At 67.6% G+C, this 14359-nt stretch carries 12 protein-coding genes; 4 read left to right on the top strand and 8 right to left on the bottom strand.

All coding sequences use genetic code 11. The features are described from left to right. Positions 1 to 2: 2 nt before the first annotated feature. Entirely contained in the window at positions 3 to 278 is a 276-nt protein-coding gene (locus GGR48_RS16270; RefSeq protein ID WP_183952894.1) for a type II toxin-antitoxin system RelE/ParE family toxin, read from the bottom strand. Further along, positions 266 to 445, bottom strand: a complete 180-nt coding sequence (locus tag GGR48_RS16265) for an antitoxin (protein ID WP_183952893.1) — start codon at positions 443 to 445, stop codon at positions 266 to 268. Before GGR48_RS16265 ends, GGR48_RS16270 begins: the two co-directional genes overlap by 13 nt. A gap of 132 nt (positions 446 to 577) precedes the next feature. Between GGR48_RS16265 and GGR48_RS16260 the strand changes: the two genes are divergently transcribed. Continuing rightward, complete coding sequence (locus GGR48_RS16260) at positions 578 to 2836, top strand: NADP-dependent malic enzyme (protein ID WP_183952892.1); 2259 nt, start codon at positions 578 to 580, stop codon at positions 2834 to 2836. 242 nt (positions 2837 to 3078) lie between these two features. On the opposite strand, the gene GGR48_RS16255 is transcribed toward GGR48_RS16260, so the two are convergent. Further along, complete coding sequence (locus GGR48_RS16255) at positions 3079 to 3570, bottom strand: hypothetical protein (RefSeq protein ID WP_183952891.1); 492 nt, start codon at positions 3568 to 3570, stop codon at positions 3079 to 3081. Between the two features lie 30 nt (positions 3571 to 3600). Further along, positions 3601 to 4047: a hypothetical protein gene (locus GGR48_RS16250; RefSeq protein WP_183952890.1), complete on the bottom strand. Its 447-nt coding sequence runs from the start codon at positions 4045 to 4047 to the stop codon at positions 3601 to 3603. A 393-nt stretch (positions 4048 to 4440) separates the two neighbouring features. On the opposite strand from GGR48_RS16250, the gene GGR48_RS16245 reads away from it, so the two are divergent. Beyond that, positions 4441 to 6837, top strand: coding sequence for a TonB-dependent receptor (locus tag GGR48_RS16245; RefSeq protein ID WP_183952889.1), 2397 nt, complete (start codon positions 4441 to 4443; stop codon positions 6835 to 6837). Positions 6838 to 6977: 140 nt separating this feature from the next. Here the strand turns inward: GGR48_RS16245 and GGR48_RS16240 are convergent, their stop codons facing one another. The 4 genes from GGR48_RS16240 to GGR48_RS16225 all read right to left on the bottom strand — a co-directional run bounded on the left by GGR48_RS16240 (position 6978) and on the right by GGR48_RS16225 (position 12074). Continuing rightward, entirely contained in the window at positions 6978 to 8261 is a 1284-nt protein-coding gene (locus GGR48_RS16240; RefSeq protein WP_183952888.1) for an Hsp70 family protein, read from the bottom strand. Positions 8262 to 8435: 174 nt separating this feature from the next. Continuing rightward, a complete protein-coding gene (gene treA, locus GGR48_RS16235; RefSeq protein ID WP_240455962.1) occupies positions 8436 to 10019 on the bottom strand; it encodes an alpha,alpha-trehalase TreA in 1584 nt (527 codons plus the stop codon). Positions 10020 to 10038: 19 nt separating this feature from the next. After that, on the bottom strand, positions 10039 to 11409 hold the full coding sequence (locus GGR48_RS16230) for a sensor histidine kinase (RefSeq protein WP_183952887.1): 1371 nt from the start codon (positions 11407 to 11409) through the stop codon (positions 10039 to 10041). Continuing rightward, entirely contained in the window at positions 11406 to 12074 is a 669-nt protein-coding gene (locus tag GGR48_RS16225; RefSeq protein ID WP_183952886.1) for a response regulator transcription factor, read from the bottom strand. Before GGR48_RS16225 ends, GGR48_RS16230 begins: the two co-directional genes overlap by 4 nt. Before the next feature lie 135 nt (positions 12075 to 12209). Between GGR48_RS16225 and GGR48_RS16220 the strand changes: the two genes are divergently transcribed. Next, a complete protein-coding gene (locus GGR48_RS16220; protein ID WP_183952885.1) occupies positions 12210 to 12905 on the top strand; it encodes a hypothetical protein in 696 nt (231 codons plus the stop codon). Between the two features lie 218 nt (positions 12906 to 13123). Further along, positions 13124 to 14254: a mechanosensitive ion channel family protein gene (locus GGR48_RS16215; RefSeq protein WP_183952884.1), complete on the top strand. Its 1131-nt coding sequence runs from the start codon at positions 13124 to 13126 to the stop codon at positions 14252 to 14254. Positions 14255 to 14359 lie beyond the last annotated feature (105 nt).

Genomic DNA, 14359 nt, shown 5'->3' with positions numbered 1-14359 from the left:
CTTCAATCTTCGGCGAGCTGGGCGGCGTGGCGGATACCGAGGATCACCACCGTATCGCCCTCATGGACATAGCGTAGAATATAGGGGCGAACCGTCACCATCTCGCGACGGCCCTGTGCGATCGGTCGGCCGCGATCGGGAAAATCCTTTAGTGAATCGGCGAGTTCCAGCAATCGCACGCCCAATCGTCGGGCTGCGGCGGGATCGAATTCTTCGAGATAATCGACGATCGCGGCGAGTTGCAGCGAGGCCTGGACCGACCAGCTTATTCGAGCCATTCGCGGGGCAGGGGCTTGCGATCGGGCGTCCCCCAGGTCTTCAGCCATTCGGCCATCTTCTCGTGCGGCACGAAACGGCCCGCCCGGAAATCCGACAGCGCACGTTCGTCGGCGGCCAGCTCCGCCGCCTCGTCACGCTGCTCGAAAATGCCGGGCTCATGCTCCATAGATCAACTTATACGGCTGATGGCTCGTCTTGCCTAGGGCGGCAAAACTCCCGCGTGACAGGGTTGTCAGCCGTGCCTGAAAGCTTCAAGAGCCGTAGCGTCCTTGTATCCACAGCATCGAAGGCCGCGCGCATGTCCGACGAACCCACCGACCAGTTCTCCGAGCGCGAGGCCCTGCTGTTCCATTCCGAGGGGCGCCCCGGCAAGATCGAGATCATCGCGTCCAAGCCGATGGCGACGCAGCGCGACCTGGCGCTGGCCTATTCGCCTGGCGTCGCGGTGCCGGTGCTGGCCATCGCCGACGATCCCGCCACCGCCTATGATTATACCGCCAAGGGCAATCTGGTCGCGGTCATATCCAACGGCACCGCGATCCTGGGTCTCGGCAATCTGGGCGCACTCGCCTCCAAGCCGGTGATGGAGGGCAAGGCCGTCCTCTTCAAGCGCTTCGCCGATGTCGACTCGATCGATATCGAGCTGAAGACCGAGGATGTCGACCGGATCATCGATGCGATCGAGTTGATGGAGCCGAGCTTCGGCGGCATCAACCTGGAAGACATCAAGGCCCCCGAATGCTTCATCATCGAGCAGACGCTGCGCGAGCGGATGAACATCCCGGTCTTCCATGACGACCAGCACGGCACCGCGATCATCTGCGCGGCGGGTCTCATCAACGCCTGCCTGCTGACCAAGCGGCGGCTCGACGAGATCAAGGTCGTCGTCAACGGCGCGGGCGCGGCGGCGATCGCCTGTACCGAGCTGATGAAGGCGATGGGCGTCCGCCACGACAATGTCATCATGTGCGACCGCACCGGCGTGATCTATCAGGGCCGCGACGACATCAATCAGTGGCAGTCGGCGCATGCCGCCGTCACCGACCGCCGCTCGCTGACCGAGGCGCTGCACGGGGCGGACGTCTTCCTGGGCCTGTCGGCGGCGGGCGCGCTGAAGCCCGAGATGGTCAAGGACATGGCGCCGTCGCCGATCATCTTCGCGATGGCCAATCCCGAGCCGGAAATCCGCCCCGAACTCGCCAAGGCCGCGCGCCCCGACGCGATCGTGGCGACCGGCCGTTCGGACTATCCGAACCAGGTCAACAACGTCATCGGCTTCCCCTTCATCTTCCGCGGCGCGCTCGACGTGCGGGCGACGGGCATCAATGACGAGATGAAGATCGCCGCCGCCAACGCGATCGCCGAACTGGCGCGTCAGCGGGTCCCGGAGGAAGTGGCGCTGGCGTACGGTACGCAGCATAGCTTCGGTCCGGAGTACATCATCCCGGCGCCGTTCGACCCGCGCCTGATGGAGCTGGTCCCCTCGGCGGTGGCGAAGGCGGCGATGGACTCGGGCGTGGCGACGCGGCCGATCCTGGACATGGACGCCTATCGCCAGAAGCTGCGCGCGCGCCTGAACCCGACCACCTCGGTGCTGACGCTCGCGTACGAGGGCGCCCGCGCGCACCCGAAGCGCGTGTTGTTCGCCGAGGGCGAGGAAGAAGTCGTGCTGCGCGCCGCCATCGCCTTCAAGGAAGGTGGTTACGGCACGCCCGTCCTGGTCGGTCGCGACGACGTGTATGACCGCCTCGCCGCGCTGGGCGTCACCAACCCGCAGGAATATGAAGTCCACAACAGCCGCACCTCGGAGATGGTGCCGCAGATGGTCGACTTCCTGTACGAGCGGCTCCAGCGGCGCGGTTACCTCAAGCGCGATGCCGAGCGGCTGATCAACCAGGATCGCAACATCTTCGGCTCGGTGATGCTGCAACTGGGTCAGGCCGATGCGATGATCACCGGCATCACCCGCACCTATGCGCAGAGCTTCCGCGAGATCCGCCGGGTCATCGATCCGGTCGACGGCAAGGTGCCGTTCGGCATCCATCTGCTCGTCGGGCAGAGCCACACCGTCTTCATCGCCGACACCACGGTCAACGAGCGTCCCTCGGGCGAGGAACTGGCCGACATCGCCGAGCGCACCGCCGCGGTCGCCCGCCGCATGGGGCATGAGCCGCGCGTGGCGTTCCTGTCCTATTCGACCTTCGGCAATCCCGAAGGCCAGTGGATCGACAATGTCCGCGACGGTGTGGCCGCGCTCGACAAGCGGCAGGTCGGTTTCGAATATGAGGGCGACATGTCGCCCGACGTCGCGCTGAACCCCAAGCAGATGGCGAACTTCCCCTTCTCGCGCCTGTCGGGTCCGGCGAATGTCCTCATCATGCCGGGCCTCCAGTCGGCCAATATCTCGGCCAAGCTGCTGCGCGAGCTGGGCGGCGACTCCATGATCGGCCCGATGCTGATCGGCATGGAGAAGCCGGTGCAGATTGCACCAATGACCTCGACGGCCGGCGACCTCGTCACGCTGGCGGTGCTGGCGGCGGGCGGTATCGCACGCTGATACCCAAGGGGCGCTCCCGAGCGGAGCGCCCCTTTCACCGCCCTAGGGTTAGATTGACATTCAGTCCTCCCTCCATTCCTCCCCTGCAAGGGGAGGGGGACCATGCGCAGCATGGTGGAGGGGTGTCACCGCTTGCGATGTTTGATCGACCTCGCAGGCCGGGACGCCCCTCCGTCAGGCCTGCGGCCTGCCACCTCCCCTTCCAGGGCAGGAATGAAGTGAATGTCGATCTGCCCTAGGGATTATTCGGGGCGACCATTTTCGATTTCCGAGGCGAAGCGGCGATAATAGGCCGCCGACCCGGCATTGCCGGCCTTCGCGAATCGGTCGCCGACGCTGCGCGCGGCGCGAACGGCGTCGGCCCACGCCTGGTCTTGTTCTTTCAGATAATTGCCATCGGCGATAAGCACATGGCCCTTGGCGTCGAACCCGCGGGCTGTCCAATAGGATTTGTCCACGTCGAACAATAGGCCACTGGCCGGGCGCCCGGCCTTCATTCGCCCTGCGAAAAATGCATGGAGTGGCCGCCCACCCATGCGGAGAATGCCAAGGCCGTCAGCCTTGCCTAAGACACAATCGCCAAGCCATATCGCCGGGCGGAGGGCAATATCGGTCGGCGCAATGGCCGCGCAGGTTGTTGGAAATCGGACAGCTCGGTCAGACTTTCGCGTCGCGGCTGGAATTGCCGCCGTGAAGACCAGCAAACCGATCGGAATGCCTATTCTCCAGATCACGGCTGGGTTTCCTTTACTCAAGACAAACTGTTATTCGGGGCGACCATTCTCGATTTCCGAGGCGAAGCGGCGATAATAGGCTGCCGACCCGGCATTGCCGGCCTTCGCGAACCGGTCGCCGACGCTGCGCGCGGCGCGAACGGCGTCGGCCCAGACGGCGTCCTGTTCCTTGAGATGATAGCCATCAGCCACCAATATCCTGCCATGGGCATCGAAGCCCCGTGCCGCGGCATAGGATTTGTCAGTATTGAAGACCAAGCCGCTTGCTGGGCGGCCCTCCTTCATGCGCCCTACCAGGAAAGCGAAAGGTTGCCGCGCACCGATGCGCAGGACGCCCAGCCCTTGCGCCTTTCCTGCGACACAGGCGCCCAGCCATTGAGACGGCTGGCCCGAAAAGCGAGCAGGAACGGAAGCACGGCAGGTGGTGGGAAAAGATGTCGTATGACGCGGCTTTGGCGGTGAGGCGGGTGATGTCATGCCCCCTATGGCCAGCGGTGCGGCGAACCCGATCGTTTGGTTCATCATAGCGTAAAACTCCTGACCAGCGCCAAGCCACATTCAAAATGCATCGCGTCTTTCCGATTGGCGCTTCGGTAGCCGCCGCCCCAGCCCTGCCGATGCCGTTATCGTGCCCATGATCATTGACTCTCGCCATTGGGTGGCCGGAGAAGGGTGAACAAACCTGTAGTGCCAAGCAAGTCCAAGTATCGGCAAGGAATTGTCATCCAACAGGCAAGCCGCTGCCCGTTGTTTTTGAGTAACGGTTCGTAAACAGTCACAAACCGGTCATTCGCCTGTCTTGGGCCTGTCATGCCCCGGCCCCATGCGCCCGGCCCATTGGGTTAACGAGCCATTTGGGGGCCAAAGTTCATGGTGAAGTTTCTGATCGGTGTCGCGCCGCTGGCGCTGATCGCATCGGGCGTGTCGGCGCAGACGCTGCCCGCGCAGGCCGTGGTCGCGGGCGTCGCGACCGATCCGGTCGCCGCCGATCCCACGCCGGTCGATGGGGAGCAGGCCGGGGCCTCGGGCGATGTCGTCGTGCTCGGTTTCGGTCAGAGCCGGCAGGTGCAGACGATCACCGCCGCCGATCTCGGTCGGCTGACGCCCGGCACCTCGCCGCTGAAAGCGATCTCGAAGCTGCCCGGCGTCAATTTCCAGGCGTCCGACCCGTTCGGTGCCTATGAATGGTCGACCCGCATCTCCTTGCGCGGGTTCAATCAGAACCAGCTGGGCTTCACGCTCGACGGCGTGCCGCTGGGCGATATGAGCTATGGCCCGACCAACGGCCTGCACATCAGCCGCGCGATCATCTCCGAAAATCTCGCCGCGACCAGCGTGGCGCAGGGCGCCGGCGCGCTCGGCACCGCGTCGACCAGCAATCTGGGCGGCACGATCCAGTTCACCAGCCGCGCGCCCTCGGACATCGCCGGCCTCGCCGCGTCGGGCACCTATGGCAGCAACGACACGATCCGCGCCTTCGTCCGCGCGGACAGCGGCGATCTGGGCGGCGGGCTGAAGGGCACTATCAGCTATGCCTATCTGACCACCGACAAGTGGAAGGGGTTCGGCAGCCAGCGCCAGCATCAGGCCAATGCCAAGCTGGTCAAGGATTTCGGGGATCGCGGCTCGATCACCGGCTTCGTCAATTTCTCCGACCGGCGCGAGAACGACTATCAGGATCTGAGCTACGACATCATCCGTCGCCGTGGCCTGTACAACGACAACATCACCAACGACTATCCGCTGGCGGTCCGGCTCGCCAAGATCGCCAACAACCAGGCGGCGGCTGCGGCCTATCAGCGTGCCAACGGGTCGCTGACCGGCTTCTCCGCGCCCTATGCGGGCGTCGGCCTGCCCTATCCGCAGAACGTCACGCTGGACGACGGCTATTACGACGCCGCCGGCCTTCGCCGCGATTATCTGGGCGGGATCATCTTCGATGCCAAGCTGACCGACAGCCTGTCGCTGACCTCGACCAGCTATTACCACCACAATAAGGGCCAGGGGTCGTGGATCACGCCCTACAGCCCAACCATGCTGGGCGCGCCCAATGCCGATGGGACGCCGATCACCAACCCCGCGCCCTTGTCGTTCCGCACCACCGAGTACAGCCTCGACCGGGCGGGCACGATCGCGAAGCTGGGCCTGACCACGGGTGCCAACAGGCTTGAGCTGACCGGCTGGTATGAGAGCAACACGCTGCACCAGGCACGTCGCCTCTATGGCATGACCGACACCGCGACGCCCAACCGTGACGCCCGCGATTTCCAGAAGAACCCGATGTCGACCGCCTGGAACGGCAAGTACGACACCGAGACGCTGCAATATTCGGTCGGCGACACGCTCGACATCGGTCAGCTGACCATCAATGCCGGCTGGAAGGGGATGCGGGTGCGCAACCAGGCCAATCTGCTGGCCGGCACGCTGGCGCGTGGTAAGATCCAGAGCCAGGACTGGTTCCTGCCGCAGGTCGGCGCGGTCCTGCATCTGGGCAACCAGGCCGAGGTCTTCGCCAGCTATACCGAGAATATGCGCGCCTTCATCGCCGCCGCGACCGCGCCGCCCTTTTCGATCAGCCAGGCGGCGTTCAACGCGGTCGCGAACACCGTGCGCCCCGAAAAGTCGAAGACCGCCGAAGGCGGCGTGCGCTATCGCACCGGCGGGCTGCAGCTGTCGGCGGTCGGCTATTACATCGATTTCTCCGACCGGCTGCTGACCTATTCGATCGGCACCGCGATCCAGGGCCTGCCCCCGACGCTCAACAATGTCGGTGGCGTGGAAAGCTATGGCGCGGAGGTCTCCGCCTTCTACCGCCTGACCCCGGCCTTCTCGGCACTGGCGAGCTATTCGTACAACCATGCGACCTATCAGCAGACGGTGCGCGACGGATCGGGCAATCTGCTCGCCGAGAAGGGCCGCTATGTCGTCGACACGCCGCAGAACATGGTCAAGGGCGAGCTGGTCTATGACGACAGCCGGTTCTTCGGCCGGGTTGGCGCGGACTATATGTCGAAGCGCTACTTCACCTATCTGAACGATCAGTCGGTGGCGGGGCGCGTGCTCGTCGATGCCAGCATCGGCTATCGCTTCCCCGAAGCCTGGGGCGGCTTTGCGATCGAGGGCAGCGTGACCAACCTGACCGACAAGCGCTATATCTCGACCATCGGCAGCGGCGGGTTCACCGCCACCGACCCCAATGGCACCGCGCAGACGCTGCTCGCGGGCGCACCGCGCCAGTGGTTCGTGACGCTGAAAAAGGGGTTCTGATAGCGTCCTACGCTAACCTCTAGCCGCTCCCCTCCCGCAGGCGGGAGGGGATGGGGGAGGGCGGGGAGTCTCACCGAGACCATCGCTTGTGGCCTCGCCCCCACCCCAAACCCCTCCCCCCTGCCGGGAGGAGGGGCTTTTCAGACCGCCCAGGCGCCAATATCCGCCTGCTCGCCGATCAGCGCCAAGCCATGCGCGATCGACGTCAACTCGCCCCCGGTCGCGATCTTCTCAGCCCCGAACCGCGCTTCGAACATCCGCCGGATCGCGGGCATCAGCGAGGTGCCGCCGGTTAGGAACACCCGGTCGATCGCGCCCGCCTCGGTTTCGGCGGCCGTCAGCGCGCGGTCGACCGCCTGTTCGATCCGCGCCAGGTCGGGGGCGATCCAGCGTTCGAAGTCTCGGCGCGCCACATCCGCCTGGATCGACAGGCCGCCGCCCTCAAAGCGGAACTTCGCCTCCTCCATCGCCGACAGGTCGCGCTTCACCCGCCCGACCGCATCATAGAGCCGGTATCCCTGCTCCTCCTCGATGATCGCGATCATCCGCGCGATGGCGTCCGGGTCGAGCGCGGCACGGCGCAGCTTTTCCAGTTCGGCCAGCGTCTTGCGGTTGCGCATCAGGGCGAGCCGCGACCAGTCGCCGAAATCGGCGAAATAACCGCGCGGTATCTCCAGCACCTTATCGAACGAGCGATATTTTCCGCCCGCGCCCAGCAGCGGGAGGACCAGGTGATCGATCAGCCGCTGGTCGAACCGGTCGCCCGCGATGCCGACGCCGGCATGGCCGAGCGGCTCGCAGCGGCGGGCGGCGCCGGGGGCGGCGATGCGGACGACCGAAAAGTCGCTGGTGCCGCCGCCGAAATCGGCGACCAGTACGGTCGCGGGCTCGGTAATGCGCGAGGCATAGCTGAACGCCGCGCCGAGCGGTTCATAGACATAATGGATCTCCGCCCCCAGCCGCGCGAACATCGCGTCATAGCGTTGGCGGGCGAGTGCTTCGTCGGGGCGATGCCCGGCATATTCGACCGGGCGCCCGACGACGATCCGCGCCGCGCGACCATCCAGCGTCCCGCCGCTGCGCGCCGTCATCCGATCGATAAAGGCGCGGCCCAGCTCCTCGAAGCGATAGCGTTTATCGAAGACGGTCGCATGCTCGAACACCGGCGAGGCGGCGACCGATTTGAACGACTGGATGAAGCGGCTGCCGCCGGGAAAGTCGAGATATTCGGCGATGGCCCAGGGACCCGCCTCGACTTCGATCCCGTCATCCTCCCAGAAGCACAGTGCCGAGCGGAAGACCGGGTCCTCGCCCTTCGGAGCCTTGAGGGAGACGAGATGCGACTCTCCCCCCTCGGCGCGGGCGATCACCGAGTTGGTGGTGCCGAAGTCGATGCCGAAGATGGTGTGCGGGGTGTCGATCATGCGGCGTCCGCTACACGATGTGGCGGGGCGGGGGAGGGTTTATTTCGAGCCCCCCTTTCTTCTCCCCTCCCGTAAACGGGAGGGGTTGGGGGAGGGCAAGACCACAGGCGATGGTCTCGGTGAGACTCTCGGCCCTCCCCCCGACCCCCTCCCGCCTGCGGGAGGGGGAGAAGGCTAGCGGGGAGTCTCCGCTCCCAAATCCGGCCAGCGCTCGAGCATCGCCGCCGTCACGCCGTTGGTCCAGCCAAAGCCATCCTGCGTCGGATACTCGCCGCCGCCGCCGGGCTTGCGCTCCTCGACGTCATATTTCTCCAGCAGCTTGCCCGTTTCGGCATAGGTGCGCGCGACGGTGGCGACCCAGCGCCGCGCGATGTCCTTCGCCAGCGGCTGTTCGCCGTAGCGACCCAGTCCCTCGACCGCGATCCATTGCAGCGGCGCCCAGCCATTGGGCGAATCCCATTGCTGGCCGCTGCGGATGCCGGTGGTGCGCAGGCCGCCCTCGCCGAGCAGGGTCGCACGGGTGGTCGCCGCGACCGCGCGCGCCTGTTCGCGGCTGGCATGGCCGGCGAAGAGCGGGAACAGTTCGGCGGCGCTTCGCGACGGCGTCGCGCGGCGCGCCATCCGGTCCCAATCGGCGAAGCGCCGTTCGCCCGCCACCCACAGATAGCGGTCGATCGCCGCCTTGCGCCGGGTGGCCAGCCCCTCGAACCGGTCGGCGGTGGCGGCATCGCCCAGCGCGCGGGCGCGGGTGGCGATGCGGTTCTCGGTGATCCACAACAGGCTGTTGAGATCGATCGGCACGATGTCGGTGGTGTGAATCGTCTCCAGCCGCATCGGATCGGCCAGCCAGCGCGAGCTGAAGTCCCAACCCGATTCCGCCGCCGCGCGCAGATCGCGCTGGACGATGGTGGTCGCCCTAGGCGCGGCCTTGGCCGCCGTCTCACGATCCTCGCGCCAGCTTTCGTCGCGGGGCGTGTCGCGCGCATCCCAATAACGGTTGAGCAGGCTGCCGTCGGGCATGCGCACGACATGTTGGCACGCGCCGCCGGCATCGAGGCAGGTCGCCCCCGCCATCCAATAATGATGCTCGCGGATCAGCGCCGCCAGCCGCCGCTTGGCCAGGGCGGGGTCGCGATCGTCCGACAGGTCCAGCATCAGCGCGAAGAAGGGCGGCTGCGACCGGCTGAGATAATAGCTGCGCGTGCCGTTGGGGATATGCCCATAGCGTTCGATCAGATCGCCGAAATTGGCGATCATCGCCTCGACCAGCGGCGCCTGCCCATCGGCCTTCAGCCCCAGCATGGTGAAATAGCTGTCCCAGTAATAGATCTCCTGGAACCGGTCGCCGGGCACGACATAGCCGCTGTCCAGCCCCAGCGCCGACGATCCCGGCGTCGCGGCGAAGGGCGCGCGGCCCAGCACCGGCCAGAGTTCACGGATGCGCGCGCGCAAGGGCGGCTTGGCCTGTGTATCCTCGCCACGGACCGCGAAATGCCGGCGGACGAAGGCGGCGAGCGCGGCCTTGTCGCGCGGTTTCTCGCGGCGATAGGCGGCCAGGATCGCCTGCGGGTCCTCGCGCGGGACCGCATCGGCGAAGGTCTTGCCGTCGGGAAAGACGCGCGCTTCCTGCACCGCGGCGAAGAGCGGCCCGTAAATGTCGGCGGGCGAGGGTGGCGTCGTCTGCGCCTGCAATAGCAAGGCGAGCGCGGGCAGCAGCGCCAGTTGGCGGAACCGGTGGCGATGGGGCGGGGGCGTCATGGGATCGCGTCTCTCCTGTTCAATCGGTTTCGGCGGCGCGGGGCAGCAGCACCGTGGCGGACAGCCCGCCGCCCGGGGCTTCGTCGAGGATCAGCCGCCCGCCATGTAGCTCAGCCAATTCGCGCGCGATGGCGAGGCCGAAGCCATGCCCGTCGCCCCGCTCGTCCAGCCGCGCGCCGGCCTGCGTGGCACGGAGGCGATCGGTCTCGGGGATGCCGGGGCCGTCGTCGATGACGGTCAGCCGGATCTGGCGGCCTTCCGCTGCGGCGGTGACGGTCACCGTCGAACGGGCATGGCGCGCGGCATTGTCGACCAGATTGCCCGCCACCTCGTCCAGATCCTGCGCATCCAGCGCCACCGCCAGGTCGCCGGGCACCTGTACCGAGAGCGTCAGGCCGCGATCGGCGTGAAGGCGGCCGATGGCGGTCGCCAGATCATCCAGGGCGGGCGCGAGCGTTGTCGTCGCGCGGGTGGCGCTTGCCTGGACCCGTGCGCGGGCGAGATGATGGCGGATGGTCTCGTCGATCCGCGCGACCTGCGCCGCGCGCGCCGCATCGCCCGCCAGATCGAGCGCCAAGGTCGCGACCGGCGTCTTGAGCGCATGGGCCAGATTCGCCGCCGAGGTCCGCGCGGTGGCGAGCGCGCGCTCGCTGTCGGCGGCCAGTGCGTTGAGTTCGGTGGCGAGCGACTGCAACTCGGCGGGTTGGTCCTCGCCGACCCGCGCGCGCTCGCCCGCCCGGATCGCCGCAACATCGTCGCGCAATCGGCGCAAGGGGCGCAGCGCCAGCCGTAGCTGGACCAGACTGGCGACCGCGAGCAGGATGCCGAGGCCGGCCAGCATGGCGAGCAGGGGCAGCAGCGCGGCGCGGATCGGACGCGCGACCACCGCGCGCGGCGCGGCGGCGCTGATCGTCACGGGGCCGCGCGGGCTGGGCAGGCGGACCTGACGGGCATGAACGCGGACGCCCTGTTCGGTCCGCCCCTCGGCGGGGCTGGGCCGGTCGGGGGCGGCGTCTGGCGGCAGCGGACCGGGCGGTGGCGCGGCGGGGCCGGCCTCGCCGGCGGGGGGCGGTCCCGGTGGATGCAGCGTCGCCAGCGGCGGAAAGTCGGCCGAGCCCAGCGTGCCATCGGGGCCGCTGATCCGCCAGCGCCAGCCGGGTTCGCCCTCCAGCATGCCGCGCACCCGCGCGATGCGGGCGCGATCCACCGCGCCGCGTTCATCGACCGCGCTCGCCAGCAGCGTGATCTGCGAATCGAGCCGCTGGTCCAGCCCGCGCGTGACGAAGCCCTCCAGCGCGCCGGCCAGCGCCCAGCCGGCGATCAGCAGCGACGCCAGGATTGCCAGCGCCGCGATCAGGACCATCCGCCCCCGGATCGAACGCGGCCTCATCCCGCATCCCCGGCGGTCAGGCGATAGCCCAACCCGCGCACCGTCTCGATCAACTCGGGCCCGATCTTCTTGCGCAACCGCCCGACGATCACCTCCAGGCTGTTGGAATCGACATCGGCATCGCCCTCATAGACGCGCTCGAGCAGTTCGAGCCGGGGGATGACCGCCTCCTTGCGCAGCATCAGTGCCGACAGGACGCGCCATTCGAACGCGGTGAGCTTCAGCGGCAGGCCGTCCAGCTCGAACTGCCCGGTCTGGCTGTCGAAAGAGAGGGGGCCGCAGGTCAGACGCGGCTGCGCATGCCCCGCCGCGCGGCGGACGAGCGCGCGCAGTCGCATGACCAGTTCCTCGACGCGGAAGGGCTTGGTCAGATAGTCGTCCGCCCCCGCCTTGAACCCCGCCACCTTGTCCGACCAGCCGTCGCGCGCGGTCAGGATCAGCACGGGCAGGCTGCGGCCCGAATCGCGCCACGCCTTCAACAGCGTCATGCCGTCGCCATCGGGCAGGCCGAGGTCGAGGACGGCAGCGTCATAGATTTCGGTATCGCCGGCATGGCCCGCATCGATGCCGCTGTCGAACAGGTCGACCGCGCAATGCTCGGCGCGTAGCGCGCGGGCGATGGCGGGGCCCAGATCCGGATCATCCTCGACCAACAGGATACGCATGACGTGCTTGTCTTCCCCTTTGCCCCCGATGCCGGGCTATCCCGTCAAAGCCTAAACCCAATCTGAACCGCGTGGTTCAGCGGGCATCGCGGCGAATCACCTAGAAGAGGCGCATCAACCAAGGAGCCTCAGACCATGTCTCGATGGAATGTTTCGAATCTCCGCCTCCAGGGCAAGGCGCCGCTGGCCGCCGCAGCGACCGTCCTGATCGCGCTGGGTGCCGGCGGTGGCGCCGCCGCCGTCTCGATGACCCGGCCGACCGTCACCATGGCGCCGACCACGCCGACGCCGATCGCCAAGCTGGCCTCGACCGGCGGCGTCGTCACCGCCAAGGGGCGGGTGGCCGAAGTCTTCGGCGACCGCTTCGTGGTGCAGGACGCCACCGGCCGCGCGATGGTCGCCAGCAATCGCGATGCCATGCCGGCGGTCGGCAGCAACGTGATGGTGCAGGGCCGCTATGACGACGGCGTGATGCACGCGCAGTATCTGGTCAATCCGCAGGGGACGGTGACCCCGGTCGGTCCGCCCCCGCCCCCGCCGGGTGGGCCGCGTGGTCCGGGCGGCCCCGGTGGTCCGCGCGGTGACGGCCCGCCGCCGCCCCCGCCCCCCGGCGGTCCGGGCGGACCCGGTGCGCCGGGTGGTCCGGGCGCGCCGCCGCCGCCCCCGCCGGGTGGCTGCGCACCGGGTGGCCCTGGCGGTCCGGGCATGATGCCTCCGCCCCCGCCGCCGGCCAACGGTGCCGCACCGCAGGGTGCCCCCGTGGCGCCGCCCCCGCCGCCTGCCGGGGCTCCGGTCCCGGCCCCCACGGGCGCGGTTCGCCCGGCGCGGTGATCCGTTCGTGATGAAGACGCCCTCCGGCCTTGGTCGGGGGGCGTTTTTGTGCTGGACGGGGGTGGGGTTTGTACTGGGCGGGGTGGGGCGTGGCCTTCGACTTCGCTCAGGCCGAACGGAGGTTGGTACTGAAACCCGTTCAGCCTGAGCGAAGTCGAAGGCCACGGGAATCCCTCACCGAAATGGGAACATTCGCCTCGCTGACCCTTTAGCCCCCCATGCGCTGGCTTCGATCGCTCGACATTCCGGCCGAATGGCTGTGGCTGCAACATGTCCTCGTCATCGCGGCGGCGGTGCTGATCGCGGTGCTGGTCCATGCGGTCGCCATGCGCGTCGCGGGCCATGCCGCGCGGCGCACCGCCAGCCAAAGCGACGATCTGGTCCTCGAACATATCCGCCAGCCGCTCCGCTGGGTGGCGATCGCCATCGCGGTCAGCTTCGCGATGCGGCTGGTGCCGATGTCGAGCGACGGGCGCGAGATCTGGCGGCAGGCGCTGGGCTTCTGCGTGCCGGCGCTGCTCGGCTGGCTGGCGGTGGCCGCGCTGCGTGCGCTGCAGGGCGTCGTCTATCTGCGTGCCGACATCAGCGTCGAGGACAACCTCCGCGCCCGGCGCAAGCGAACGCGCGCGCAGATATTGGGGCGGATCGGCATTTTCCTGATCGTGTTCCTGACCGTCTGCCTGATGCTGCTCAGCGTGCCCGGCATCCGCACGATCGGCGTCACGCTGATGGCCTCGGCGGGTATCGCCGGCCTCGTCGTCGGTGCCGCCGCGCAGCCCGCGCTCAAGAACCTGATCGCGGGCGTGCAGATGGCCTTTACCGAGCCGATCCGCCTCGACGACGTGGTCATCATTGACAATGAGTGGGGGCGGATCGAGCAGATCCACCTGACCTTCGTGGTGGTGCGCATCTGGGACGAGCGGCGGCTGGTCGTGCCGGTCGCCAAGTTCCTGGAGAACAGCTTCCAGAACTGGACACGCGAGACCAGCCAGTTGCTGGGATCGGTCTTCTGGTATCTCGACCCGGCGGCGGACATTCCCCGGTTGCGGGCGAAGATGGGCGAACTGGTCGAGGCGAGCACACGCTGGGACCGGCGCTTCTTCAATATGCAGGTGACCGACGTGAAGCCGGACTCGATCGAGGTGCGCGGGTTGATGACCGCGCGCGATGCCTCGACCGCGTTCGACTTGCGCTGCGAGATACGGGAGGGGTTGCTGGAGTATATCCGGCGCGAGATGCCCGAGGCTCTGCCCCGGCGGCGGTTGGAGCATTCCACTCCTCCCCGGCACGGGGAGGGGGACCGCCGCGAAGCGGTGGTGGAGGGGGGTAGCCGCGTAGGGCATACCTAGAGAAGGATGGCATGAGGTGGATTCGTCATTGCGAGCGTAGCGAAGCAATCCAGTGTCCAGGCAAGACGCTCTGGATTGCTTCGCTACGCTCGCAATGACGGCTTG

The organism is Sphingomonas pseudosanguinis (assembly GCF_014196255.1).
GTDB classification, from domain to species: Bacteria; Pseudomonadota; Alphaproteobacteria; order Sphingomonadales; family Sphingomonadaceae; genus Sphingomonas; species Sphingomonas pseudosanguinis.
The sequence above is the reverse complement of the archived record's forward strand: the minus strand, read 5'-3'. Positions and strand labels throughout refer to the sequence as shown.

Coding starts and splice junctions, on each gene's coding strand:
- GGR48_RS16270 (WP_183952894.1), bottom strand. CDS start 278: ATGGCTCGAATAAGCTGGTCGGTCCAGGCCTCGCTGCAACTCGCCGCG.
- GGR48_RS16265 (WP_183952893.1), bottom strand. CDS start 445: ATGGAGCATGAGCCCGGCATTTTCGAGCAGCGTGACGAGGCGGCGGAG.
- GGR48_RS16260 (WP_183952892.1), top strand. CDS start 578: ATGTCCGACGAACCCACCGACCAGTTCTCCGAGCGCGAGGCCCTGCTG.
- GGR48_RS16250 (WP_183952890.1), bottom strand. CDS start 4,047: ATGACATCACCCGCCTCACCGCCAAAGCCGCGTCATACGACATCTTTT.
- GGR48_RS16245 (WP_183952889.1), top strand. CDS start 4,441: ATGGTGAAGTTTCTGATCGGTGTCGCGCCGCTGGCGCTGATCGCATCG.
- GGR48_RS16240 (WP_183952888.1), bottom strand. CDS start 8,261: ATGATCGACACCCCGCACACCATCTTCGGCATCGACTTCGGCACCACC.
- treA (WP_240455962.1), bottom strand. CDS start 10,019: ATGACGCCCCCGCCCCATCGCCACCGGTTCCGCCAACTGGCGCTGCTG.
- GGR48_RS16230 (WP_183952887.1), bottom strand. CDS start 11,409: ATGAGGCCGCGTTCGATCCGGGGGCGGATGGTCCTGATCGCGGCGCTG.
- GGR48_RS16225 (WP_183952886.1), bottom strand. CDS start 12,074: ATGCGTATCCTGTTGGTCGAGGATGATCCGGATCTGGGCCCCGCCATC.
- GGR48_RS16220 (WP_183952885.1), top strand. CDS start 12,210: ATGTCTCGATGGAATGTTTCGAATCTCCGCCTCCAGGGCAAGGCGCCG.
- GGR48_RS16215 (WP_183952884.1), top strand. CDS start 13,124: ATGCGCTGGCTTCGATCGCTCGACATTCCGGCCGAATGGCTGTGGCTG.